The following is a 21,907-nucleotide window of genomic DNA, read 5'->3' as shown; positions in this document are numbered from 1 at the left end:
CCCCGCCCATTCCTTCACTACTTTTGGCCAATTTGGCCCAATGAAGCAATAGCAGCGGTGGCGTGAGATTGTGCAGCGAGGTGATCAGGTGCCAGAGAAGATATTCTTCTGCTCGATCCAGCTGATCGGGAACGGGTCCATAAGTCGCGCAAGCGTAACGGCATCACCCTGTCGTCCGTCGAGAACCGCCTCAATGATGCCAGGCTCAAGCTGCGTCAGGCGCAGGATGCGCGTCATATAGGACGTCGCGATCCCCTCGCGCTCGGCCAGTTCTGCGATGGTGGCGAACTCACCCGACTCGAGCATCCGCTTCCAGCGGAAGGCGCGGGCCAGCGCCTTGACCAGCGTGTTGTCCGCCTTGCGGTCTGGCCGGACACCATCGGGCAGGTGCATTTCCTTGCGCCCGCCGCGCTTCACGACGCGGAACGGCACGTGGAGCGTCATGGTTTTGGGGATCGGCGACGCGCTGGTCACGCCGCTTCTCCGATGCCCCCGGCCAGCATCTCGCGAGCGAGGCTGCTGAGTCCGTCGACGCGGAGCCCGACGTTGAGCCCGTCCGTGCCTATGTCGACACGGTCGACCAACAGTGCCACGATGCGTGCCTGTTCGGCGGGGAAGAGTTCGTCCCAAAGCGGGTCGAGTTGCTGCAGGGCCGCGCGGGTGTCTGCCTCGGAGATGTCGTCGGCGTGGGCACGTGCCGCCTTCCACGTCCCCGCCACGATCTCGGGCTGGCGGAGCACGGCGCGGAGTTGGTCTATGACGGCCGCCTCGATCTCGCCGGCGGGCACCCGGCCCACCGGGCAAGATCCTGCGCCGTGCTTCAGCACCGTCTGGCTGACGTAGTAGCGGTAGAGCCTGTCGCCCTTGCGCGTGTGGGTCGGCGAGAAGGCCGCGCCATCGGGGCCGAACAGCAGCCCCTTCAGCAGCGCGGGCGTGTCGGCGCGTGTGCGGGCCGCGCGCTTGCGCGGGCTCTCCTGCAGGATGGCGTGGACTCGGTCCCACATCTCGCGGTCGATGATGGCGTCATGCTCGCCGGGATAGCTGTCACCCTTGTGGACTGCCTCGCCGATGTAGGCGCGGTTGCTGAGCATCCGATAGAGGTACTTCTTGTCGATCCTGTTGCCGCGCGGCGTCCGGATGCCGCGAGCGCCGACGTCTCGCGCCAGTTCCGTGCAAGACCCGATCTCGAGGAAACGGGCAAAGATCCAGCGCACATGCGCGGCGGTGTCCTCGTCGACCAGCAGCTTCCGGTTTTCCACCCGATACCCGAAGGGTGGCACCCCACCCATCCACATGCCCTTTTTCCGGCTGGCGGCGACCTTGTCGCGGATGCGCTCGGCCGTGACCTCGCGCTCGAACTGGGCGAAGGAGAGCAGGATGTTCAGCGTCAGCCGTCCCATCGACGTGGTGGTGTTGAAGGACTGGGTTACCGAGACGAAGGTGACGCCGTTCCGGTCGAACACCTCGACCAATTTGGCGAAATCCGCCAGCGAGCGGCTGAGGCGGTCGATCTTGTAGACCACCACCACGTCGACCAGCCCGTCCTCGATGTCTGCCATCAACCGTTTCAGGCCCGGCCGTTCCAGCGTGCCGCCGGAGATGCCGCCGTCGTCATACTGATCGCGGACCAGCACCCAGCCCTCGGACCGCTGGCTGGCGATGAACGCCTCGCAAGCCTCCCGCTGGGCGTGGAGCGAGTTGAACTCCTGCTCCAGCCCTTCCTCTGAGGATTTCCGGGTGTAGACCGCGCACCGCAGCTTGCGGACGACCTTCGATTTTTCCATGGGCTTCGTCATGTCCGCCCCCTGTGGTTCTTGAGCCCGAAGAAGACCCACCCGTTCCACCGCGTGCCGGTGATCGCCCGGGCGATGGCGGACAGCGACTTGTAAGGGCGGCCCTGCCATTCGAACCCGTCGGCAGTGACGGTGACAATCTGTTCGACGCCCTGCCATTCTCGCAGCAACCGGGTGCCGGTGATGGGACGGTCGCGGTCGAGGCGGATGCCACGCTTCTTCCTGTCGCCGCCGTCCAGTTCCTCGCCCAGCCGTTCCAGCCGACGCACCGCCTCGGGCTTCAGCCCGCCATAGGCGAGTTCCTGGATGCGGTAGGCCAGGCGGGATTCAAGGTAGCGGCGGTTGAACGGTGGCGGCTCGCTGTCGAACAGGTCGCGCCACTGTTTCTTCAGGTCGGGCGTCGGCGTGGTCTTGAGCGCGGCCAGGCGCGCGGGGATGGGATCGGGCTTGTTCATGCATTTCTCCGGTGCGTTGGAGTTGCATGACGGCATTGGTCGGGCGGATAGTGTAGGCAACGTTCTCCAGTATCGTCAGATACTTCGTCCCCATCCCGCATTCGCAACCGAACCAGCCCGAGCGCCAGCAGACCGCACAGCTCAGTGCGGCGCTCGGCCGGCGTCATCAGGAAGGGCGACAGGGGATTGGGGCGCTTCATCTCGGGCTCACATGCTTCTCGAACATGAAAAGCCAGGTCCGCCCGCATTTCGGGACACGGGGCGACTAAAAATATTGCCGTCGGCAGGGTTCTTCGGATGTAATCACATGCATGTTATCGTTTGGCGTGGAGCAACGAGATGAGCCGGAAGTTTCGCAATCTTGGTCCGGAAACCCATGAGCTGGTCGAAACCGCGCCGATCCCGCTGCTGCACGAGATCTTCGAATATCGCGGCTCCGACACCGAACCCGAAATCGCGATTGAATGGCCGGCAACGGAGGAGGAAGAGGAATGGCGCGCGGTGCTGCTGGGTCAACTGAACGCTTCGCCAGCCGATGATTTACGCCCGATCGAAGATCGCTGTCGACGGATCCGATCCCTTGCGCGCGGCAAAGGGCCGACGTCGTTGGAGCACGTGGCTAATGAACGGCGCTCTCATGAGGAGCTCGAGGAGTTCGACGCGCAGTTGGACGCACTGTGCCGAAGCGCCTGGCTTTTCCTGCGCTACCCGGAAGATTTCGAGGATGCCGAGGCGTTTCATGCCGCGCGGCAATATCGCGACTTCGGCAAGATGTACGATTCCTTTGAGGTCAATGTCGAAACTGCCGCGCGAATAGATGCGGGCGAAATCGACGAGGATGCCCTGGCCTCGCTTCTGACCGCCAAGCTCGAGTTGCCCTCGCGTGTCACTATCCGCAGTCTCGATCTCCCCAGGACCCAGAACCATCCCGCATCGGTGATGGTGATCGTTCGTCATGGCGGTCCCTTGTCCAGCGTTCTCAATCACAAGGACAACGGGATGCGGAGCCCGATCTATTTCCGGCCGCCAAACGAGGCGACGCTGATCTGGACGCCGGCAGAAAGAACCATGGAAATCTGTGGTCCCGCGCCCAAGGTGCGCAAGCTTCTCGGCGACGGGTTTGCGGAAGTGGTTCTCAAGGCCGACCTGTCCAGCAAGCCGTTGAGCTGGCGGCGATACGATCTGTCACGGTTCCGAAAGTCCCTGACATTGCCCTTGCCCTCCTGGGACGATGTGGATGTCTCGGCCGCGCGTCTGATCGAGGTTGAGCTGCGCCTCGGCAACTGGGCACGACGCCTGGCGCTTCGCGTCACCATCGACGACGATATCGAGGCCGTGGCGCAGCGCTATCTCGGTGGCGACCGTATTCTCAAGCATGCGGAAGGGTTCAGCCGGCTTGCGGTGGCGGTGAGATATGGCCTGCCGGGCAGCAAGAAAGAGCGATCGTTCGAGATTTCATTCGGCGATACACGATCCAATCTTCAGAGCAAGACCGAGGCGGAGCAGCGTGATCTGGGTTATCGGCTGCTGCAGTTCTGGGGCATCCTCGATCGTTTGCAGCCGCTGGACCAAGGCGAGATCAGCAGCTTCCTGCCCGTTCTTCTCCGCCTGCACGATCTTCCCGAAGATGAGATCGCCGGCGGCATGATCCGGCAACATGGTCTCGACCCCAAACGTCTGATTCAGGCCGGCATCCTTGATCTGCGGAGAAAGCAGAACATCGTCCTGATCGACGACGAAGATGATTTCGGCGATGTCGAAACCGGAGCGATGTCGGGACAGGGCCAGGCCGCAATTGCCGGTCTTCATGGAGAGGATCTCGGGAGCGTCCCGCTGGAGGATATCAGGCAGTATGTAATCAGGCGCGATTGGCTCGAGGAGAACCTGCTTGCCGCCCTCAAGCCGCTGATCGGACGCGCCGGTATCGAGCATCTGGATGGCGACCTGATCCATCTCGGCAGATGGCGCACCGCTGATGCAGAGATTCCGATCTATTTTGCCCGTCGTCTCGATCAAGCCAGGATACTGCAGCGCCTCGATGTGGTGCTGCGCAGTCGCCAGGATGGGGGAATCGGGATCGTCCTTACTGCCGCAGTCACGCCGTTCACCCATCTCGGTCCCAATGTGGTGTTGCCACTTGGCGATCTCCTGAACCATGGACAGATCGATGATGCGGCAAAATCGGTCATGTTCGACCGATTCAAGGCAGGCCGATGGCTCGCCCGGGGAGGAAGTGAAGTCACGCTGGCCAGGGTCGGGCCACTATCCGCGATGCTCTACATCCCGGGCTTGGCGCCATTGCCCGTTTCCGGCACGAAACAGATCCGCATCATCGAACGGCTCATTACGGCGTACAGATCAGGTGCGGTCGAGGTTCGAACCGGCACATTGATCGAGGGAACCGGGGTCCGAAGCCCAAGAGATGCGTGGCCGTCGGAGACACGCGACAGCGTCGCGGGCGTTTATTTCGAGAACCACCGGCAAAGTTTCTGGCGCCTGAAAACGGCCCATCTGCCGGGCACGACGTAAGAGTCGGATGCAGATCCGAATCTTGACGGGCGACGGTCCGACATTCGGATGATTATTGGAATGGCTCCATCAACAGAGGAGCATTTCAAATGCCGACAATCCATCCCTCCCGCCCCATCCGCAAAGCCACTGCCGGCTGCGGCGCCCGCAGCGCGGACATGTCTGCCGACTGGCGCTGCAACAGCTGCGGCAAGCTGCTTGGCATCCGCCGTGACGGCCTGATGCATCTGAGCTTTGCGCGTGGCCACGAATACCTTGTCAGCTACCCGGCGACGGCGACCTGCCGCCGCTGCGGTGCGCTGAACCAGGCGACAGCGCGCTAAGGCGCGCCGCTCAACTTTCCCGATCATCAGAGGCGCAAGACGCCCTGAGGCCCGAGAGAGGCGCTGGACGCCCGGCCGAAAGGCTGACGTCCAGTGTCTTTTTCCTGGTCAGGGATCCGCGACGATCTCGCCCGTTCCTCCTCCACCCTGCAATCCCAACGAGATTATCGTGCCATCCGGTCGATCGAGCCGGCGCTGCAGCCCCATGCGGATATCGCCGCGTTGCTCGGGGCGTTGCACCACGGCCAGCTCGACCACGATTGCAGGAACACCATGCTCCTTGCACTCGTGCGCGCGTCTCAGGGCGGCGACAGGCCTGCGGATATGGCTCTCGGCGTGGTGCTGCTTGCGCTGTGGCCCGGCCTCGATGCGATCCGCAACCGCTGTCTGCGCCGCCGGATCGGCGGCCCCGACGACATCGCGTCCGACCTGCTGGCGCGCGCGACTGAGACCATCCGCAAGCTGGACCTCACCAGAGTCAACCAGATCGCCGCGACGGTGTTGAGGAATGCCGAACGCGACGTGCTGCGTGCCGTGATCCGTGACGATGCCCGGCAGCCGTCCTGCGCAGATCTCGATCCCGACTGGATCGCGGCCGCGCCGTCATGGGCGGAGCGGCAGCGGTTGCGCGGGGCGTTGCGACGCGATCTCGTCGCGCTGATCGGGCGGGACGCCGATCTGGTCCTCGGCGTGGTGCTCGACGGCGCAAGCCAGGTCGAGATGGGAGCCGCGATGGCTGTAACCGCGTCAGCTGCGCGCAAACGCTACCAGCGCGCAATGGCCTCGCTGGCGCTGCATTACGCTTCGTTTGCCGGCAGGCCCCAGGGATCGACCACCTCCACCCCCATGGCGGCGAAGGTCGCCCTATCGCGACTGGCGACGGGATAGCCGCTGGCGGCCGCGATGGCGGCGATCGCGCCGTCCGCGAAACTCACCGCATGCCCCTGGCGCCCCGCCGTCGCCACGAGCACGCCAAACGCATGTGCCGCAGCCTCGTCAAATGCGAGGATGCGGCCAGGAAAGACCTCGGCCAGAATCCGGTCGAGACGCGCCTCCAGATCCTCTCGCCTGCGCCCGGGCGCAAGCCGGGAGATGCCGAACCGCAACTCGGCCAGACTGATGGTCGTCAGGTGCAGGGTGGTCAGTTCCTGCCGGTTCAGCCAACCGATCACCCGCGGCTCCGGGCTCGGCTTCATCGTCTCCGAGACGACATTCGTGTCGAGGATGATCATTCGAAGCGGGCCGGTTCCGCCGGGGTCCGATCACGATCGAAGGAGAGCGCCTCCGTCTCAGCCCCCGACCAGATACTGCGCATGAGATCACCGGCACGCGGTCGCGACTGCGGCAGAACGGCGTGAGCGATGATCTCGCGCAACTCGGCCTCGGCGCTGCGACCATGCGCGGCGGCCTGCGCCTTCAGCGCGCGATGCACCTCTTCCGGGATCTGACGCACGACGATCTGGGCCATGATGAAGCTCGCTCGATATCAATTTTAATTATAGATATCACATTTAATCGCGGCTTCAATGTCCCGATCGACGTTCGCGGTTGGCTTTTGAACAGGTGAAGCCCCTGTTCACGAGCCCGATCGATGACACTGCCGCCCATTCCGCCGCCTGATCTCCTGAAACGTCTGCCGGGGTATTACCGCCGCTGGGAGCTGACCGAGCTGGTGATGCCAGACCGGTATTACTTCTTCGAGGCGGCCGGCCAGCATGGGGACGGCGAAGACTTGTTCGCGGTCTATATCCAGCCCGCCGATCTGGCACGGGGCGAAGGGCGGCTGCAATGACCGGCCTCCGGGTTGATCACGCTCAGATCGCGCTGTTCCTCGATGTGGTCTTTTCCTGGTGCGAAGGCCTGATCCCGCTGCGCGGTCTGCCCGAGAAGGCGGTCGTGCCGCCACCGCCCCATGATCTGCGCTGGCTGCCAGCCGATGCGCACGCGCCGGCGATCATCACCGCCTGCGCCGGCACAGCCGCCCCGCTCGGCCGCGCCATCTATGTCATCCCCGGAACCGTTGCCCGACAGGGTGAAGCCCGGGCCGAGCATGTGCTGCAGATGCAGGCAGTGATCGTCGATCTCGATGAGGGCGACATTGCGGCCAAACGCGCGCATCTGGTTCGTCACCTTGGTCCGGCGACGCTGACCGTGGCGAGCGGCGGGATGACCGGGGACGGCCAGCCCAAGCTGCATCTGTGGTGGAAGCTGACGGAGCCGGTCGAGGGGGAGGATATTACCAGGCTGTGCCGGTTACGCGCTGCGCTTGCACGGAAAGTCGGGGGAGACGACAGTTTCGGCTCGGCGCATCAGCCGGTCCGTGTGCCGGGCACCGTCCATGGCAAGTACGGACTGAAGTCACAGGTCCGGATCATCGATCATCAGGCGATCGAGGTGGATCTGGCCGAACTCGACACCCGCGCAGCCGCGATGCCGGCTTTGGCGGAGATGCCGTCGCCTGACGCCCCGCGGGCCGCAAACGTCACGGACAAGCCGTCGGTCGACGCCGTGCTGACCACGCCGGTGCGCGAAGGCGCGGTGGACGACTGGACCCGGTTCCAGGGGGCCAGTGCCGCGATCGGTCATTACCTGCGCCAGGCCCATGAGGGCCGAATGTCGCTGGACGAGGCCTGGGACGCGATCTGCGGCTATAATGAAGCGATGCTGCGGCCAGCATGGCCTGAGGCGCGGCTGAAGGCCGAAGCTCGTCGCTTGTGGATGCGACATCTCGAACGCAATGGTCCGCCGGTGCCGACGCGGGAGACCCCGCCGCCCGCGCCACTGGACTGGTTCAGCCTCGGTACGCTGCTCGACGACACCAGTCCGCTGCCCGATGATCTCATCGCCCCACGGGTGCTGACGCCGGGCGGCCTGCTGGTGCTCGGTGGCGCGCCCAAGGTCGGCAAGAGCGACTTCCTGATCTCCTGGCTTGTCCACATGGCCGCTGGTGTGCCGTTCCTCTGCTTCGCACCGCCACGGCCGCTGCGCATCTTCTACCTGCAGGCGGAGTTGCAATACCACTATCTGCGGGAACGCATCCGCCAGATCGCATTGCCGCCCGAGGTGATTGCCGCGGCCCGCGAAGGGTTCGTGGCCACGCCGCGCCTGAAGCTGCTTCTGGATCACCAGGGGGGCGAGCGCGTCACCGACGCGATCCGTGCCGCCTTTCCCGACGCGCCGCCCGACATCATCTGCATCGATCCGATCCGGAACCTCTTCGACGGCGGTCCCGAGAGCCGCGGCGAAAATGACAACAGCGCGATGATGTTCTTCCTCAAGGAACGCGTCGAGGCGCTGCAGGCCGCGATCAATCCCGATTCCGGGATCATCCTCGTCCATCACACCAGGAAACTCGCCCGTCAGCAGGTCAAGGACGATCCGTTCCAGGCGCTGTCGGGTGCCAGCGCGCTGCGGGGCTTCTACACCAGCGGTCTGATCCTGCACCGCCCGGACGAGGAGGCCAGCACGCGCCGCATCGAGATCGAGCTGCGCAACGGTCCGGCGCTGGCCCCGATGCTCGTCGACAAGATCGGCGGCCAATGGGTCGAGATCAACCCCATGAACGAGCGCCTGGTGCGCAAGGAGGTCGGGGCCCGTCTCGACGCCGAGCGCGACCGCAAGGCCGAGGTGATCCTTGACCTGCTCTACGAGGAGGCTGCGGAAGGCCGGCTCTACACCTCGACGCAATTCGCCTCGACCTTCGAGAACCGCGCGGGGCTCGGCAGCCAGCACACCATCCAGGACCGGCTCAACGTCCTCGCGACCAAGGGCTTCATCAAGTACCAGCGCAACGGCGCCCTTTATGGACTGCCACTGGTCCGGTCACGCTTCGGCTACATGTGCGTCGAAGGCATGCGCTTCGGCCGCGCGGAGCATGTCGATCCCGAGACCGGCGAGGTGACTGCCTGCGGGATCCCCGTGTTCCCGAGCCACTATCGCTGCGCCTCCTCGGGTGCCGCACTCGAGGTCGAGAACCCTTCCGTCTGGGTCTGGCCGGAGGTGGCCGATGTCTGACAAATCCCTTGTCCGACATAAGTCGAGAATGTCTGACTTCCGCACCTGTCTGACTGATTGCTTGATTATCAATGGCTTACATAAGTCGAAGTCAGACATGTCCGACTTCGTTGTCCGACTTATGCAGAGCAGGAAAGGCAAGCAATATCAATGTCATGAGCCACTGAATAAGTCGAACAATGATCCCCCCCATACTACGTATGGGACCGCCCGCCGTCAGGCGGGGCGGCCCATACGCTGCGTCCGTGCCCGCGGTCCGCCGTCCGCCCTCGTCTCTGCCTCATCCGATCACAGCGGCCCGAACGACAGGAGATGACAATGGCCCGAATGAAACTGACAACGATGCGCTACGCGCCCCCCGGCTACGGTGGCACGCGGCGCAGCCCCGATGAGGTCAAGCGCGACGGCTGGCAGGAAATGGGCCTGCTGGCGGTCAGCGTGAATGATCCGCGGCTGACCTGGCCCGAGCGCGAAATGGTCGCGCAACTGGGTCGCAAGCTCTACGGCCCCCGCGCCGGCGAGGGAGGGCGTGGCCATGGCTGAGCGCCACTGGACCACTGACGATGTGGCGGATCACTTCGAGGAGGCGTTCCGCACCCTGCGCAAGCTGCCGGCGGTGAAGGCACGGGGGCATTTCAGCGGCTGGCCGCAGGTACTGCGCAGCCCCCGCGAGATCGCCGCCATGGAACCGGAGCCGATGCGCGTCTGGCCTTCGGCGGCAGCCATCACCCGGCTCGAGCAGACCTTCGACTGGGTGCTGTGGATCGAGGAGGCCGAGCGGCGGCTGGTCTGGTCCCGCGCGGCACGGGTGCCGTGGAAGCAGATCGCGGGCGAGATGGGCTGCGACCGGACCACCGCCTGGCGGCGCTGGCAGCTGGCGCTCACGAAGATCGCTGCGCGGCTGAATGCGTGAACGAGTCCAAAGTGTTGCAACACTTTTCTGTTCGACACATGCAACAGATCCGTGCTACAAGCAGGGCATGATCGGGAGAAGAGCGCCATGAGCGCCACCGATCGTTCCCACACCCATTCCATCCATTTCGCGAGGCCCCATGCCTGTGCGCCCGCCGATCCATCGCCCGGTGGGGCGGCGCGACAAGCGTGAACGCGACCGCGATGCTGACCGTAACCGCGACCCCGCGGTCAGGGCGCTCTACAAGTCCGCCCGCTGGCAGCGTGCGCGGCAGATGTTTCTCGCCCGGCACCCGCTCTGCGCGGAATGCCAGCGTCAGGGCCGTGTGAGCGCCGCCAATACCGTCGATCACATCATCCCGCACCGCGGCGACACGGAGCGGTTCTGGGACCCGGACGGTTGGCAGCCGCTCTGTGCCAGCTGTCACAGTCGCAAGACCGCGAGCGAGGATGGCGGCTTCGGCAACGCCCGCCGCCAACCATAAACCACCGCCCCCCCGGGGGGAGGGTAAATCTCTGGGGCCTTCCAGCCCCGGACCAGGCGCCAAGCTTTCTGCATCCATGGCCAAAATGGCGAGGGGGGGTGCAGCCACGAAAATCGAAGGAAACCGCCCTTGTCCGATCATCCGCTCACCGTTGAATACCGCCCGCTCGACAGCCTCGTGCCCTACGCGCGGAATGCCCGTACTCACTCCGAGGCGCAGGTGGCCGAGATCGCGGGCTCGATCCGGGAGTTCGGCTTCACCAACCCGGTGCTGATCGCCGAGGACGGCACGCTGATCGCCGGTCATGGGCGGGTGCTGGCGGCGCGACTGCTCGGCATGGACACCGTGCCGACGATCACCCTGACCGGGCTCAGCGACAACCAGCGGCGGGCACTGGTGCTGGCGGACAACCGCATCGCGCTCAACGCCGGTTGGGACGAGAGCCTGCTGGCGCTGGAACTGGGCGACCTCAAGGAGGCCGGGTTCGATCTCGGGATCATGGGCTTCGAGGATGGGGAACTGGACCGGCTGCTGGCCGGGACCGAGGGGGAAGAGGAAGGCTCGACCCCGCCTGTCGTTATCCCCGAGCCGCCGCGCAACCCGGTCTCGCGCACCGGCGATCTCTGGATCCTCGGCGATCACCGGCTGCTCTGCGGTGACGCGACGTCCCACGACGACGTCCGCCGGCTGATGAACGGCGAGCGGGCGGTGCTGTTCGCGACCGACCCGCCGTATCTGGTCGACTACGACGGCAGCAACCACCCGACCCGGAACAAGGACTGGTCGCAGTCCTATGGCACGACCTGGGACGACAGCAGCCAGGGCGCCGAACTCTACGACGGATTTATCGGCGCCGCCGTGGCCGAGGCGATCACCGAGGATGCCGCGTGGTACTGCTGGCACGCCTCGCGCCGGCAGGCGATGCTCGAGGCCTGCTGGGAGAAGGCCGGCGCCTTCGTTCACCAGCAGATCATCTGGGTGAAGGACCGCGGGGTGCTGACCCGGTCCCACTATCTCTGGAAGCACGAGCCCTGTTTCATGGGCTGGCGCCGCCCGAACCGCCCGCCGAAGGTGGCGGAGCAGACGCTGCCCTCGACCTGGGAGATGCCGAGCTTCGCGAGGGACGACCGGCCCGATCACCCGACCCCAAAGCCGCTCGACGCCTTCGGCATCCCGATGCGCCAGCACGTCGCCCGCGGCGGGCTGTGCTACGAGCCGTTCTCGGGCTCCGGTTCGCAGATCATGGCGGGCGAGGCCAACGGCCGCCGCGTCTTCGCGATGGAGATCAGCGCAGCCTATGTCGATGTCGCCTTGGAGCGCTGGCAGGCCGAGACCGGCACGGATGCGATCCTCGACGGCGACGGCCGGACCTTCGCCGAGGTGACGGTCGAGCGGCTGGGCGATGTCGACGAGGGCCAGGAGGACGCGGCATGAGCCAAAGCCGCACCATGTCATTTGTGGAGTCGATCGCCAACGTGACCGTCGGCTATGGCGTCGCCGTCGTGACGCAGGTCCTGATCTTCCCGCACTTCGGATGGCACCCCACGATCGGGCAGAACCTGAGAATCGGTGCGGTGTTCACCATGGTGAGCCTCGCGCGATCCTTCGCGCTGCGGCGGCTGTTCGAAAGGTGGCGGTGAATCGGGCCATGGTCGCTCCGGAGAGATGCTGTTACGTCACGCATCATCCTGAATAGGGCTACTCGAAGAATGAACCACCACGAAGAGATCCGTGACAAGCTGGCGAAGCTCGAAGCGCTCTTTGCGCGCGGGGCGACGGCGGGAGAACGGGCAGCTGCCGGCGCGGCGCTTGAGCGCATGCAGGCCAGGCTGGACGCGATCGGACGCAAGGCCGAGCCGGACGTCGAACTGCAATACATCCTTCCCGACTCCTGGGCGGTACGGATCTTTGTGGCGCTGTGTCGCAAGCACGGCGTGACGCCGTATCGCTACCCTCGCCAGCGGCGGACCACGGTCATGGTCCGGACGAACAAGGCGGACTTCGAGCGAACGATCGCGACCGAGTTTCGGATGCTTCATCGGGAACTGACGAGCTATTTCGACGAGATGGTGGACCATTTGATCGCCGGCGCCATGAAATCCGATGGCAACACGGAAACGCTTGAGCAACGCCAGCTCGGTCCATAGTCAGAACGAAACAGCCGGGGGCTGTGCTTCAGTCGGCGGCTTTACTTCTCCCGTTGGAGGGGCGTGCAGTCAAATCCTAGCAATTCTGTAGACCCGTCCGCGGGGAAGCAGCGCGCCCACCCCGGTCGCGGCGCCGCCGGGGAGCGGCAGGACGTTGCGGTCCTCGCGCTGTGCGGCGGCGCTGAGGATCAGGGATTGGGTGTCGGAAAGCTTGGTCATCGTCGTCTCCCGTATCGGGGCGCGCGGGATGCGGGCCCTTCTACGAGGTCGAGCCCGCCAGTCGGCGGGCAAGCGGGGTTCGACCGCCGACGACGCTAGTTTGCGTGCTCGCCCTCGCCGAAGGCGATGTCGGTGATGCGCTTCAGCGGGCTGGCATAGTGCTCGAGCGTGCCGATATGCCCCCAGGCGATCTCCTCGGGGTGGGCGCAGAAGTGGTCGTCGCTCAGCTCCTGCAGCCGGGCGAGCATCTCGTCGATCTCGGCCTTCTGCGCGACGAAGGCCGCAAGAGCATCCTGCCGGATCGGCGGGCGGGGGTTGGTGATCGGGTCCGGGCGGGTCATCGGATGGCTCCCTGGAGTGCATCGGCGTTCCGCCACCATCGCTCCGCGGCGCCCCGGAGTGCAGGCAAACCGGAGCAGCATCATTGCTTTATGTGGAGGCGCAGCAGAAAGGATCAGGATCATGGCGGGTCGCAAGCCACTGCCGACGCAGCTCAAACTGGTCAAGGGCACGGCCCGGTCGCACCGGCTGAACCCGGATGAGCCGCAGCCGGTGGTCGCGACCCCGGACCCGCCCGAGCATCTCGACGAAGCGGCTGCCGCGAAGTTCACCGAGATGGCCGCGCTGCTGGCGCGGCATGGGGTGATGACCGAACTCGATGTCGGCGCGCTGGCCCGTTACGTGGTGATCTGGCGCCGCTGGCTCGAGGCGGAGGCCGAGGTCAAGCGCCGCGGCCCGGTGGTGAAGACCGTGGGCGGGAATATCATCCAGAACCCGTTCCTGGCGGTGGCCAATAAATGCCTCGCGCAGATGGGCCAGATCGAGAGTGAGTTCGGGATGACGCCATCCAGCCGCACCCGGGTGCGCATGGCAGAGCCGTCCAAGACCCGCGACCCGTTCGAGGATTATCTGAACCGTGGCAGCAGCGCGTAAATCTGGTACCGCTCGGAAGGCACCGGCGTGCCCGGTCACCGCCTATGCAAAGGCGGTCACCGGCGGCAAGATCACCGCCGGCCGGCTGGTGAAGCTGGCCTGCGCACGGCATCTGGAGGACCTGAAGACCGGCAAGACCCGCAGTCTCTCCTGGGACCGCGCCGCCGCGCTGCACGCGATCGAGTTTTTCAGCCATCTGCGGCACTCGACCGGGGAATGGGCCGGCCAGCCCTTTGTGCTGCAGCCATGGCAGCAATTCGTGGTCGGATCCGTCTTTGGCTGGAAACGCGCTGATGGGCTCAGGAGGTTCCGCACTGCCTATGTCGAGGTGGCGCGCAAGAATGGCAAATCCGCGCTGCTCGCAGGCATCGCGCTCTACGCGCTGATCGCCGATGGTGAGGCCGGCGCGCATGTCTATGCCGCGGCGACCACCCGCGATCAGGCGCGCATCGTGTTCGGCGAGGCCGAGCGTATGGTGGCGGCGAGTCCTGCATTGTCAGCGCGGGTGACGCGCACCGTGAACAACCTCGCGGTGCTGCCCACCGCGTCGTGGTTCCGGCCGCTCTCGGCCGATGCCAGCAAGATGGACGGGCTCAACGTGCATCTGGCCGCCGTGGACGAGGTGCATGAACATCCGGGGCCGGAGATCATCCAGAAGCTCAACACCGCCACCGGTGCCCGGCGCCAGCCGCTGATCGTCGAGATCACCACCGCCGGCCATGACCGCCACTCAGTCTGCCGCCAGCATCATGAGTTCTCGGTCAAGGCGCTGGAGGGCACGGTGCCGCATGAGACGGCCGCCAGCTGGTTTGCCTATATCGCCACCATCGACGAGGGCGATGATTGGACTGATCCTGCGGTCTGGGTGAAGGCCAATCCGAGTCTTGGCGTGACGGTGAAGCGCGATGATCTGAAGCGCCAGATCGACGAGGCCCGCGAGATGCCGGCGCAGCAGAACGCCATCCGGCGGCTGCGGCTGAATGAATGGACCGAACAGGTCACCCGCTGGCTCGACATGGGCGTCTGGGCCGAGGGCGGGCCGGGTGACGGGGCTGATTGGCGAGACATCCGCGCCGGGCTGGATGATCTGGAAGGCAAGCTGCTGGGCCGCGAATGCTATGGAGGGCTCGATCTCGCCCGGGTCAACGACCTCTCGGCCTTCATGCTGCTGTTCCCACCGACGGGGGACCCCGCGCTCGGCGACCTCGCAGACAAATGGATCGTGCTCAGCCGCTTCTGGGTGCCTGAGGAGGACATCCTGCGCCGCGCCCGGCGCGACCGGGTGCCCTATGCCACATGGCGCGACCAGGGGTTTTTGACTGCCACGCCCGGCAATGCCACCGACTTCGCCTTCATCGAGGCGGAGATCATCGCACTCGCGGGGCGCTACGATCTGCGCGAGCTCTCTTACGACCGCACCTTCGCCGGAGAGATCGTCCAGCATCTGCAGGATGAGGGGCTGAACCTCGTGCAGTTCGGTCAGGGGTTTCTGAGCATGGCGGCACCGACCGCTGAACTCGAGCGGCTCTCGGTCTCGCGGCTCTTGTGGCATGGCGGCCATCCGGTGCTGCGCTGGAATGCCTCGAATGTCGCCGTGCGCCATGATCCGGCCGGCAATATCAAGCCGGACAAGGAACGCTCCTCGGAGCGCATCGACGGCATTGTCGCGATCTGTAACGCCCTCGGCCGGGCGCTCCTGCGCGACGCCAATGCCGGCCGCTCGGTCTATGACAGCCGCAGCATCCTGGTGCTGTAGGCTACCCGTCTTACGGAAAGAATGCCCCATGTCCTTCTGGTCCCGCTGGTTTGCAGGCGCCCCGCCTGCGGCCTCACCTCCGCACTCCCCATCACCGCGCGCGTCCGTCCAGGAGGCGGGTGGCGGGCTGGTCATCACCTCCGCTGCCGAGCTGGAGGCAGCGCTGAGAGCCGGGGCGGTCAGCGGCTCCGGCATGGCGGTGACGCCCGACAGCGCCATGCGGGTGGCGGCAGTCTATGCCTGTGTGCGCATCATTTCCGGCGCGGTGGCAACGCTGCCCTTGCATATCAAGCGCCGGGTCGATGCCCGGACCCGCGAGGATGCCTCGGATGCCCCGATCTGGCAGCTGCTGCGGCGAAGGCCCAATCGCTGGCAAACGCCATCGCAGTTCCGCCGCATGCTGCAGGCGCATCTGCTCTTGCGCGGCAATGCCTATGCCATGATCGTGCGCTCGCGCGGCACCGTGCAGGCGCTGATCCCGCTGCATCCGGATCGGGTCGAGGTGGTGCAGGACAAGGACCTGGCGCTGAGCTTTCTCTATACCCGCCCCGATGGAAGGCGTCTGCGGCTGGCGCAGGACGAGGTGCTGCATCTGGTCGGGCTGACGCTGGATGGGGTGCGAGGTGTCTCACCCATCGCCTATGCCCGCGAGACCATCGGGCTGGCGCTGGCGATGGAGGATCATGGCGCCACCACCTTCCGCAATGGCGCCCGGGTCTCGGGCGTGCTCAGGCACCCGCAGAAGCTCGGACCCGAGGCGGTGGCCAATCTCAAGGCCGGGCTCGAGGCATTCCGCGCCGGCGGTGACCAGGAAGGCAAGCACCTCATCCTTGAGGAAGGTATGGATTACGCCCGCATCGCGATGACCGCCGAGGATGCGCAATGGATCGAGAGCAGAAAGTTCAGCCGCACCGACATCGCCATGTTCTTCGGGGTGCCGCCGCACATGATCGGCGATACCGAGAAGTCCACCAGCTGGGGGACCGGCATCGAGCAGCAGTCGATCGGCTTCGTGGCCTATACGCTCGAGGATCACCTGACCATGTGGGAGGAAGCGCTCGACCGCGACCTGATCGGCGCGGATGATCTGCTCTATGCCCGCTTCAACCGCGCCGCCCTCGTCAAGGGCGACATTCGGGCCCGCTGGGAGGCTTATGTGAAGGGCCTGCAATGGGGCGTCTGGAGCCCCAACGAGATCCGCACCCTCGAGGACCAGAATCCACGTGACGGCGGTGATGTCTATTACCCGCCGCCGAACATGACCGCAGAAGCCGGGAAGGCGGAGAACGAATCTATCGATCCCGACGCCCAAGCCGATCCCTGATCTCGGGGCTGGAATGCAGCCGGCGCTGCCTCAGTTCGTAAAGGCGTCGATCAACTCGATGACCGAGAGAATCTTCCGTGTTTCGCGATCAACCCGATAGGCGCGATGGCCATCGCGGTAATAGCGCCAGTCGTCACGGGTCTCGAGATTCATCCTGCGAGGATCGCGAATGACCCGGTAATCGTCGATCCGCAGGATATCGCCGATCCGGACCCCGTAGCGGTCATGGTGCCGCCGACGCTCATGGTGCCGGTGACGATCAAAATCCCTGCGATCGTCATATTTTCTGGCCTGGCCGGGGGGAACACAGGGCGGGTTCTTCTTCGCCAGCCCCGGCGGGCAGTGTCTTGCCTGGCTGGTCCGGAAGTGGTCACGATCATGGGTTTTGCCCCGTCCCGGGTCTGCCGAGGCCGGCACAGCGACCACGGTGGCGGCGGTGACGGCCAATACGGCCAGTTTCTGGAAAATACGCATGGGTCTGCTCCGTCATACTCTTGGTTGAGCAGATAAACGACAACCGCCGCTGATTATCCATCACAAGCGCCTGAGGCGCGGAGAGCGGCAGGAAACTGCCGGTCTTTCTTGCTCAGCTATAAGCCGCACACATCCGAAAGGACCATCTGATGAGCCTGCGTGATCTTCCGGCCGGACCGGTCTTGCCGCGCCCCGCGGCGTTCCAGGCCGATGCGCCATCGGACGCGCTGGTCCGCTGGGCCGAGATGCCGGTCGCCGTGCAGGTCACTTCCGTCACCGAGAGCGACAGCACCATCACCATCTTCGACGTGATCGGCGAGGATGATATGGGCGGCGGGGTGAGCCTGCGCCGGATCGCAGCGGCGCTCAGCAGGATCGGCCCGCAGGCGGTGACGGTGCAGATCAACTCGCCGGGCGGCGACATGTTCGAGGGCATTGCCATCTACAACCTGCTGCGCGCCCATCCGGCCGCGGTCACCGTTGAGGTGCTGGGGCTCGCGGCCTCGGCGGCCTCGATTATCGCCATGGCCGGCGACGAGATCCACATGAGCCCCGGCAGCTTCCTGATGCTGCACAATGCCTGGGGCGTGGTGATCGGCAATCGCCACGATATGGCTGAGGCCGCTGCGCTCTTCGAGAGTTTCGATGCCGCACTGGCCGGGATATATGCCGCCCGCAGTGGCAGGCCACAGGTCGAGATTGCCGCGTTGCTGGATGCCGAGACCTTTCTCGGCGCCGAGGAGGCCATCACGGCCGGGATGGCCGACGGCATGGTCGAGGGTTCGGCCGCCGGCCCGCTCGCGCGGTCACCGCAGAGCGGCGCGCAGTCGCGCCCCGACATTCAGGCCCGGCGCCGCATAGACGCGGCACTGGCCCAGCAAGGTATCCCGCGATCCGCGCGGCGCGCGATGCTGAGAGACCTCACCGGCACGCGGAACGCTGCCGAACCCGCCACGCAAAACGCTGGCATCCCCCTGAGCGCCATCCGGCAGCTCATCGATACCATCCGCTCATAAGGAGAAGCCCATGGGCATCCAGAAATCCCCCCGCATCCACGGGGCCGTTCGCGTGCGCGCCGAGACCGGCGACGCGAACGCCATCCTTGCCGATCTGAACCGCGCCTTCGCCGCCTTCAAGGACGAGCATCAGGCCGAGATCAGCAGCATCAACGCCCGCTTCGCCGATGTCGTGCAGGCCGAGAAGGTGGAGCGCATCAATGCAGAGATCACCCGGCTTCAGGGCGCGCTCGACGAGACCAATGCCGTGCTGGCGGCGGCCAGGCTCGGCGGCGGTGGTGGCAGCGCGGATCGGGCGGACAGCCCCGAGACCCGCGAGCACGCCCGCGCCTTCAACCAGTTCTTCCGCCGCGGGGTCGAGGCCGGGTTGCGGGAGTTGGAGGTGAAGGCCGCCCTCCGCACCGACAGCGATCCCGATGGCGGCTATGTCGTGCCTGATCAGATGGAACAGACCATCGACCGGGTGCTGGGCTCGGTCTCGGCCATGCGGTCGATCGCCAGCGTCATCTCGATCTCGGCCGGCAGCTACAAGAAGCTGGTCAATCAGGGCGGGGCCGCAGCCGGCTGGGTCGGCGAACGCCAGGCCCGGCCCGAGACCGCCACGCCCACCCTGGCGGAACTGGCCTTCCCGGCAATGGAAATCTACGCCAACCCCGCCGCGACCCAGACCCTGCTCGACGATGCGCGCGTCGATATCGCCGCCTGGCTGGCCGAGGAGGTCTCGACCGCCTTCGCCGAGGCCGAGGCCACCGCCTTCATCACCGGCGACGGGGTGAACAGGCCCCGCGGCATCCTGGCCTATGACACGGTCGCCAATGCCTCTTACGCATGGGGCAAGATCGGCTACACCGCCTCGGGCGTCGCGGCCGCATTGACCGATGCCAGCCACAACGGCGTCGATGCGCTGATCGACCTCGTCTACGGGCTGAAGCAGGGCTACCGGCAGAATGCGCGCTTCCTGATGAACCGCTCGCTGCAGGCGGCGATCCGCAAGCTGAAGTCGAAGACCGAGGAGCTCTATCTCTGGCAGCCCCCGGTCCAGGCTGGCCAGCCGGCGACGCTGCTCGGCTATCCGATCAGCGATGACGACAACATGCCCGATATTGCCGTCGGAGCTTTCCCGATCGCCTTCGGGGATTTCCGGCGCGGCTATCTGATCGTCGACCGCTTCGGCATCCGGGTGCTGCGCGATCCCTTCACCAACAAGCCCTATGTGCATTTCTACACCACCAAGCGCGTCGGTGGCGGGGTGCAGAATTTTGATGCCATCAAGCTGCTGAAGATCGCGGCCAGCTGATCGCCCGGCTGAACCAAGGCGCGCGCGCGGCAGGGTTCAGCCCGCGTCTTCCCACCCACATTCCTGCACAGGAGGATCCGATGAAGGATCTGCATTCCAGTCTCTCGGTGGCCGCGGCCATCGACGTGGCCACGCTCACCGACGACAGCACCCCCGTGGCCATTGATCTGCGCGGTCATGACGGTGCCGAGATCATTCTCGCCATTGGCGCGGGCGGCATCACCTTCACCTCGACCAACAGGATCGAGTTCATCCTGACCCATTCCGATGACGACAGCAGCTATGAGGCGGTGACCGCAGCCGACCTGCTGGGTGTCCCGACCGTGGGCGAAGGCGGCATCATCAAGGCGCTGGTCGAGGCCCACGCCACCGCCGCCGTTTACCGCTTCGGCTATGTCGGAACCAAACGCTACCTGAAGCTGCTGGCGGCGCTTGAAGGCACCCATGCCACCGGCACGCCCGTCGCCGCGCTGGTGATCAAGGGCCACGGCCAGATCAACCCGCAGGCCGATCAGGCGTGATGGCAATGTCGCGGGCGGTGAAGGCCGCCCGCGCTCTGCATCAGGGATTTCACCATGTTCACGCTCACCCGCATTACGGCGCCTGCGGCGGTGCCGATCACGCTGGCCGAAGCCAAGGCCCAGCTCCGCGTCGATCATGATGACGAGGATCTGTTGATCCAGCACAGCATCGATGCGGCCACCGCCTGGCTGGACGGCCCTGCCGGCATTCTCGGTCGTTGCCTAGTCACGCAATCCTGGCAGATGGACCTCGATGCCCTCACCGGCCCGATCCTGCTGCCGTTTCCGGACAGCGAGATCGACAGCGCGGTGTTCACCGATGCCGCGGGCGTTGATCTCGACTATCATATCGCGCTGCAGGACCAGCGGCTGTTGCTGCGACCCTTGGCCGGCTTCGGCCGCCCCGCGGCCATCACCTTCACCGCCGGCTATGGCGCCCCCGCCGATGTGCCTGCGGCAATCCGTCAGGCCATGCTGCTGCTGATCGCGCATTGGTATGAGCATCGCGAGGCGGTCAGCCTCGGGGCAAGTCCATCGGCGCTGCCCATGGCGGTCGATGCGCTGCTCGCCCCCTATCGCAGGATCCGGCTGTGAGAATGGTTGCCGGACGCCTGCGGCGCCGGGTCACCTTCCAGCAGGCTGTGATGATCCGCGATCCGGACGGGATGCTGATCCAAGGGTGGGAGGATCGCTTCACCCTCTGGTGCCATGTTCATTATCTGCGCGGCTCCGAGGCCGTCATGCAGGCACGGCTGGTCTCGAAAGCACCGGCCATCCTGACGATCCGCGCCAGCGCCGAGACCCGCGCCATCACCTCCGAATGGCGCGCTGTCATCGATGCGGTGATCTTCGATCTCAAGGAAGATCCTCGGCCCAGCGAGGATGGCGCCTGTCTCGAGATACTGGCCGAGGCGTGATGGGCGCAGGATGCGGGAGGCGCCGATGCCGTTGCACAGTTCTGATCGGTCAGACGCCGAACTGGAAGCGATTCTGGCCCGGGCCGCCGGGCAGTGAGACGGATCAGCGGAACGGGCGCTCGCCGAACCCGCCCTCTACTCAACGCCGCGAGACAGCCCCGCTGACGGAGGCGATCCGCCTCGGTCAGGTGCTGTTTCGGATCATTCTCAAGCCGGTCGGTCATGTCGGTATACCCCGTGTCAGATTTCCCGCGGGCCGAGGAAGCGCCCGAAGCTGCGGGTGGTCTGGCCGAACAGGAACGCTTCATAGGGCTCGGGGTCGACGCCGGGGAAATCCATGCCGGGCGAGCCGGCGGGCATGCCGGGAACGGCCAGGCCCACCGCGTCGGGCCGCTCGGCCAGCAGGCGTCGGATCGCGGCGGCGGGCACATGGCCCTCGACCACATAGCCGTTGACCTCGGCGGTATGGCACGATGCCAGATCGGCCGGCACACCGAGCCGCCGCTTGAGGCTGGCCATATCAGCGGATTCCACAACCCGCACCGGGAAGCCTGCGGCTTCGATATGCGCAGCCCAGCCGTCGCAGCAGCCGCAGGAGGGATCCTTGCTGACGCTGACCAGTGGCAGGTTCTCTGCCTGCCCCCACCTTGCCGTGGCCATCAGCAGGGGAAGTGCGCCGGCAGCGGCCAGAATGGCGCGTCGGCTGATGCAGTGATCGTTTCTCATCGTCAAACCTCGTTGCATGGATCGGATTGTCTCGCCGTCACGGTCCGGGCGCGACGCAGGAAAGGG

The 21,907-nt window shown here is 65.7% G+C and carries 28 protein-coding genes; 19 read left to right on the top strand and 9 right to left on the bottom strand.

The genetic code is table 11. The annotated features are described in order from the left end of the window. Positions 1 to 84: 84 nt before the first annotated feature. The 3 genes from QPR87_RS03800 to QPR87_RS03790 are packed head-to-tail and all read right to left on the bottom strand — an operon-like array spanning position 85 to position 2,248. A complete protein-coding gene (locus tag QPR87_RS03800; RefSeq protein WP_285048401.1) occupies positions 85 to 474 on the bottom strand; it encodes a ParB/RepB/Spo0J family partition protein in 390 nt (129 codons plus the stop codon). Then, complete coding sequence (locus tag QPR87_RS03795; RefSeq protein WP_285048399.1) at positions 471 to 1,796, bottom strand: recombinase family protein; 1,326 nt, start codon at positions 1,794 to 1,796, stop codon at positions 471 to 473. Before QPR87_RS03795 ends, QPR87_RS03800 begins: the two co-directional genes overlap by 4 nt. Continuing rightward, positions 1,793 to 2,248 carry a DUF2924 domain-containing protein gene (locus QPR87_RS03790; protein WP_285048398.1) on the bottom strand — a complete coding sequence of 152 codons (456 nt, stop codon included), beginning with the start codon at positions 2,246 to 2,248 and terminating at the stop codon, positions 1,793 to 1,795. Before QPR87_RS03790 ends, QPR87_RS03795 begins: the two co-directional genes overlap by 4 nt. A 339-nt stretch (positions 2,249 to 2,587) precedes the next feature. Here QPR87_RS03790 and QPR87_RS03785 point away from each other — a divergent pair, with 339 nt between their 5' ends. The 3 genes from QPR87_RS03785 (at position 2,588) to QPR87_RS03775 (ending at position 5,988) form a co-directional block, all read left to right on the top strand. Then, complete coding sequence (locus QPR87_RS03785; protein ID WP_285048396.1) at positions 2,588 to 4,777, top strand: hypothetical protein; 2,190 nt, start codon at positions 2,588 to 2,590, stop codon at positions 4,775 to 4,777. Between the two features lie 158 nt (positions 4,778 to 4,935). Beyond that, the gene (locus QPR87_RS03780; protein WP_285048394.1) at positions 4,936 to 5,100 is read left to right on the top strand and encodes a hypothetical protein; all 165 of its coding nucleotides are present in this window, start codon (positions 4,936 to 4,938) and stop codon (positions 5,098 to 5,100) included. A gap of 93 nt (positions 5,101 to 5,193) precedes the next feature. Then, entirely contained in the window at positions 5,194 to 5,988 is a 795-nt protein-coding gene (locus tag QPR87_RS03775) for a sigma-70 family RNA polymerase sigma factor (RefSeq protein ID WP_285048392.1), read from the top strand. Here the strand turns inward: QPR87_RS03775 and QPR87_RS03770 are convergent. Further along, a complete protein-coding gene (locus QPR87_RS03770; RefSeq protein ID WP_285048390.1) occupies positions 5,898 to 6,332 on the bottom strand; it encodes a type II toxin-antitoxin system VapC family toxin in 435 nt (144 codons plus the stop codon). The two genes, QPR87_RS03775 and QPR87_RS03770, sit on opposite strands and share 91 nt — an antisense overlap. Next, on the bottom strand, positions 6,329 to 6,568 hold the full coding sequence (locus QPR87_RS03765) for a FitA-like ribbon-helix-helix domain-containing protein (RefSeq protein ID WP_285048388.1): 240 nt from the start codon (positions 6,566 to 6,568) through the stop codon (positions 6,329 to 6,331). The genes QPR87_RS03770 and QPR87_RS03765 overlap by 4 nt, the downstream gene beginning before the upstream one ends. A 123-nt stretch (positions 6,569 to 6,691) precedes the next feature. On the opposite strand from QPR87_RS03765, the gene QPR87_RS03760 reads away from it, so the two are divergent. The 8 genes from QPR87_RS03760 to QPR87_RS03725 all read left to right on the top strand — a co-directional run bounded on the left by QPR87_RS03760 (position 6,692) and on the right by QPR87_RS03725 (position 12,658). Next, on the top strand, positions 6,692 to 6,892 hold the full coding sequence (locus QPR87_RS03760) for a hypothetical protein (RefSeq protein ID WP_285048386.1): 201 nt from the start codon (positions 6,692 to 6,694) through the stop codon (positions 6,890 to 6,892). After that, entirely contained in the window at positions 6,889 to 9,114 is a 2,226-nt protein-coding gene (locus tag QPR87_RS03755; protein WP_285048384.1) for an AAA family ATPase, read from the top strand. The genes QPR87_RS03760 and QPR87_RS03755 overlap by 4 nt, the downstream gene beginning before the upstream one ends. Before the next feature lie 318 nt (positions 9,115 to 9,432). Further along, the gene (locus QPR87_RS03750; protein WP_350310439.1) at positions 9,433 to 9,657 is read left to right on the top strand and encodes a hypothetical protein; all 225 of its coding nucleotides are present in this window, start codon (positions 9,433 to 9,435) and stop codon (positions 9,655 to 9,657) included. After that, entirely contained in the window at positions 9,650 to 10,027 is a 378-nt protein-coding gene (locus tag QPR87_RS03745) for a DUF6362 family protein (protein WP_011748357.1), read from the top strand. The genes QPR87_RS03750 and QPR87_RS03745 overlap by 8 nt, the downstream gene beginning before the upstream one ends. Before the next feature lie 139 nt (positions 10,028 to 10,166). Next, positions 10,167 to 10,511: an HNH endonuclease gene (locus QPR87_RS03740; protein ID WP_018000081.1), complete on the top strand. Its 345-nt coding sequence runs from the start codon at positions 10,167 to 10,169 to the stop codon at positions 10,509 to 10,511. Positions 10,512 to 10,640: 129 nt separating this feature from the next. Then, positions 10,641 to 11,945, top strand: coding sequence for a site-specific DNA-methyltransferase (locus QPR87_RS03735; RefSeq protein WP_285048379.1), 1,305 nt, complete (start codon positions 10,641 to 10,643; stop codon positions 11,943 to 11,945). After that, complete coding sequence (locus QPR87_RS03730) at positions 11,942 to 12,151, top strand: DUF7220 family protein (protein ID WP_285048377.1); 210 nt, start codon at positions 11,942 to 11,944, stop codon at positions 12,149 to 12,151. The genes QPR87_RS03735 and QPR87_RS03730 overlap by 4 nt, the downstream gene beginning before the upstream one ends. Positions 12,152 to 12,220: 69 nt before the next feature. Next, positions 12,221 to 12,658 carry a hypothetical protein gene (locus QPR87_RS03725; RefSeq protein ID WP_285048375.1) on the top strand — a complete coding sequence of 146 codons (438 nt, stop codon included), beginning with the start codon at positions 12,221 to 12,223 and terminating at the stop codon, positions 12,656 to 12,658. A 69-nt stretch (positions 12,659 to 12,727) separates the two neighbouring features. Here QPR87_RS03725 and QPR87_RS03720 read toward each other — a convergent pair whose 3' ends face one another. Further along, positions 12,728 to 12,877: a hypothetical protein gene (locus QPR87_RS03720; RefSeq protein ID WP_285048374.1), complete on the bottom strand. Its 150-nt coding sequence runs from the start codon at positions 12,875 to 12,877 to the stop codon at positions 12,728 to 12,730. Between the two features lie 95 nt (positions 12,878 to 12,972). Beyond that, positions 12,973 to 13,218: a hypothetical protein gene (locus QPR87_RS03715; protein ID WP_285048373.1), complete on the bottom strand. Its 246-nt coding sequence runs from the start codon at positions 13,216 to 13,218 to the stop codon at positions 12,973 to 12,975. Positions 13,219 to 13,339: 121 nt separating this feature from the next. Here QPR87_RS03715 and QPR87_RS03710 point away from each other — a divergent pair, with 121 nt between their 5' ends. Genes QPR87_RS03710 through QPR87_RS03700 form a run of 3 tightly spaced genes read left to right on the top strand, consistent with a single transcriptional unit; the run spans position 13,340 to position 16,890 of the window. Then, positions 13,340 to 13,810 carry a phage terminase small subunit P27 family gene (locus QPR87_RS03710; protein WP_285048372.1) on the top strand — a complete coding sequence of 157 codons (471 nt, stop codon included), beginning with the start codon at positions 13,340 to 13,342 and terminating at the stop codon, positions 13,808 to 13,810. Further along, positions 13,794 to 15,566 (top strand): terminase large subunit, encoded by a 1,773-nt coding sequence (locus QPR87_RS03705; protein WP_285048371.1) that lies wholly within the window; start codon positions 13,794 to 13,796, stop codon positions 15,564 to 15,566. The genes QPR87_RS03710 and QPR87_RS03705 overlap by 17 nt, the downstream gene beginning before the upstream one ends. A 28-nt stretch (positions 15,567 to 15,594) precedes the next feature. Further along, positions 15,595 to 16,890 carry a phage portal protein gene (locus QPR87_RS03700; protein WP_285048369.1) on the top strand — a complete coding sequence of 432 codons (1,296 nt, stop codon included), beginning with the start codon at positions 15,595 to 15,597 and terminating at the stop codon, positions 16,888 to 16,890. A 30-nt stretch (positions 16,891 to 16,920) separates the two neighbouring features. Here QPR87_RS03700 and QPR87_RS03695 read toward each other — a convergent pair whose 3' ends face one another. Beyond that, the gene (locus QPR87_RS03695; RefSeq protein WP_115754697.1) at positions 16,921 to 17,364 is read right to left on the bottom strand and encodes a hypothetical protein; all 444 of its coding nucleotides are present in this window, start codon (positions 17,362 to 17,364) and stop codon (positions 16,921 to 16,923) included. 149 nt (positions 17,365 to 17,513) lie between these two features. Here QPR87_RS03695 and QPR87_RS03690 point away from each other — a divergent pair, with 149 nt between their 5' ends. The 5 genes from QPR87_RS03690 to QPR87_RS03670 all read left to right on the top strand — a co-directional run bounded on the left by QPR87_RS03690 (position 17,514) and on the right by QPR87_RS03670 (position 21,115). Then, complete coding sequence (locus QPR87_RS03690) at positions 17,514 to 18,380, top strand: head maturation protease, ClpP-related (protein ID WP_115754698.1); 867 nt, start codon at positions 17,514 to 17,516, stop codon at positions 18,378 to 18,380. 10 nt (positions 18,381 to 18,390) lie between these two features. Then, positions 18,391 to 19,677, top strand: a complete 1,287-nt coding sequence (locus tag QPR87_RS03685) for a phage major capsid protein (protein ID WP_285048365.1) — start codon at positions 18,391 to 18,393, stop codon at positions 19,675 to 19,677. An 80-nt stretch (positions 19,678 to 19,757) separates the two neighbouring features. Continuing rightward, a complete protein-coding gene (locus tag QPR87_RS03680) occupies positions 19,758 to 20,198 on the top strand; it encodes a hypothetical protein (protein ID WP_115754700.1) in 441 nt (146 codons plus the stop codon). A gap of 54 nt (positions 20,199 to 20,252) precedes the next feature. Then, positions 20,253 to 20,792 carry a head-tail connector protein gene (locus QPR87_RS03675; protein WP_010399407.1) on the top strand — a complete coding sequence of 180 codons (540 nt, stop codon included), beginning with the start codon at positions 20,253 to 20,255 and terminating at the stop codon, positions 20,790 to 20,792. A 2-nt stretch (positions 20,793 to 20,794) separates the two neighbouring features. Further along, on the top strand, positions 20,795 to 21,115 hold the full coding sequence (locus QPR87_RS03670) for a phage head closure protein (protein WP_285048362.1): 321 nt from the start codon (positions 20,795 to 20,797) through the stop codon (positions 21,113 to 21,115). A gap of 240 nt (positions 21,116 to 21,355) precedes the next feature. On the opposite strand, the gene QPR87_RS03665 is transcribed toward QPR87_RS03670, so the two are convergent. Continuing rightward, positions 21,356 to 21,841 carry a DUF411 domain-containing protein gene (locus QPR87_RS03665; RefSeq protein ID WP_024844639.1) on the bottom strand — a complete coding sequence of 162 codons (486 nt, stop codon included), beginning with the start codon at positions 21,839 to 21,841 and terminating at the stop codon, positions 21,356 to 21,358. Between the last annotated feature and the right edge of the window lie 66 nt (positions 21,842 to 21,907).

It is taken from the genome of Paracoccus sp. SSJ, from assembly GCF_030234105.1.
Lineage (GTDB): Bacteria > Pseudomonadota > Alphaproteobacteria > Rhodobacterales > Rhodobacteraceae > Paracoccus > Paracoccus denitrificans.
Note: the sequence above shows the minus strand (reverse complement) of the source record. Positions and strands in the feature narration are given on the sequence as shown.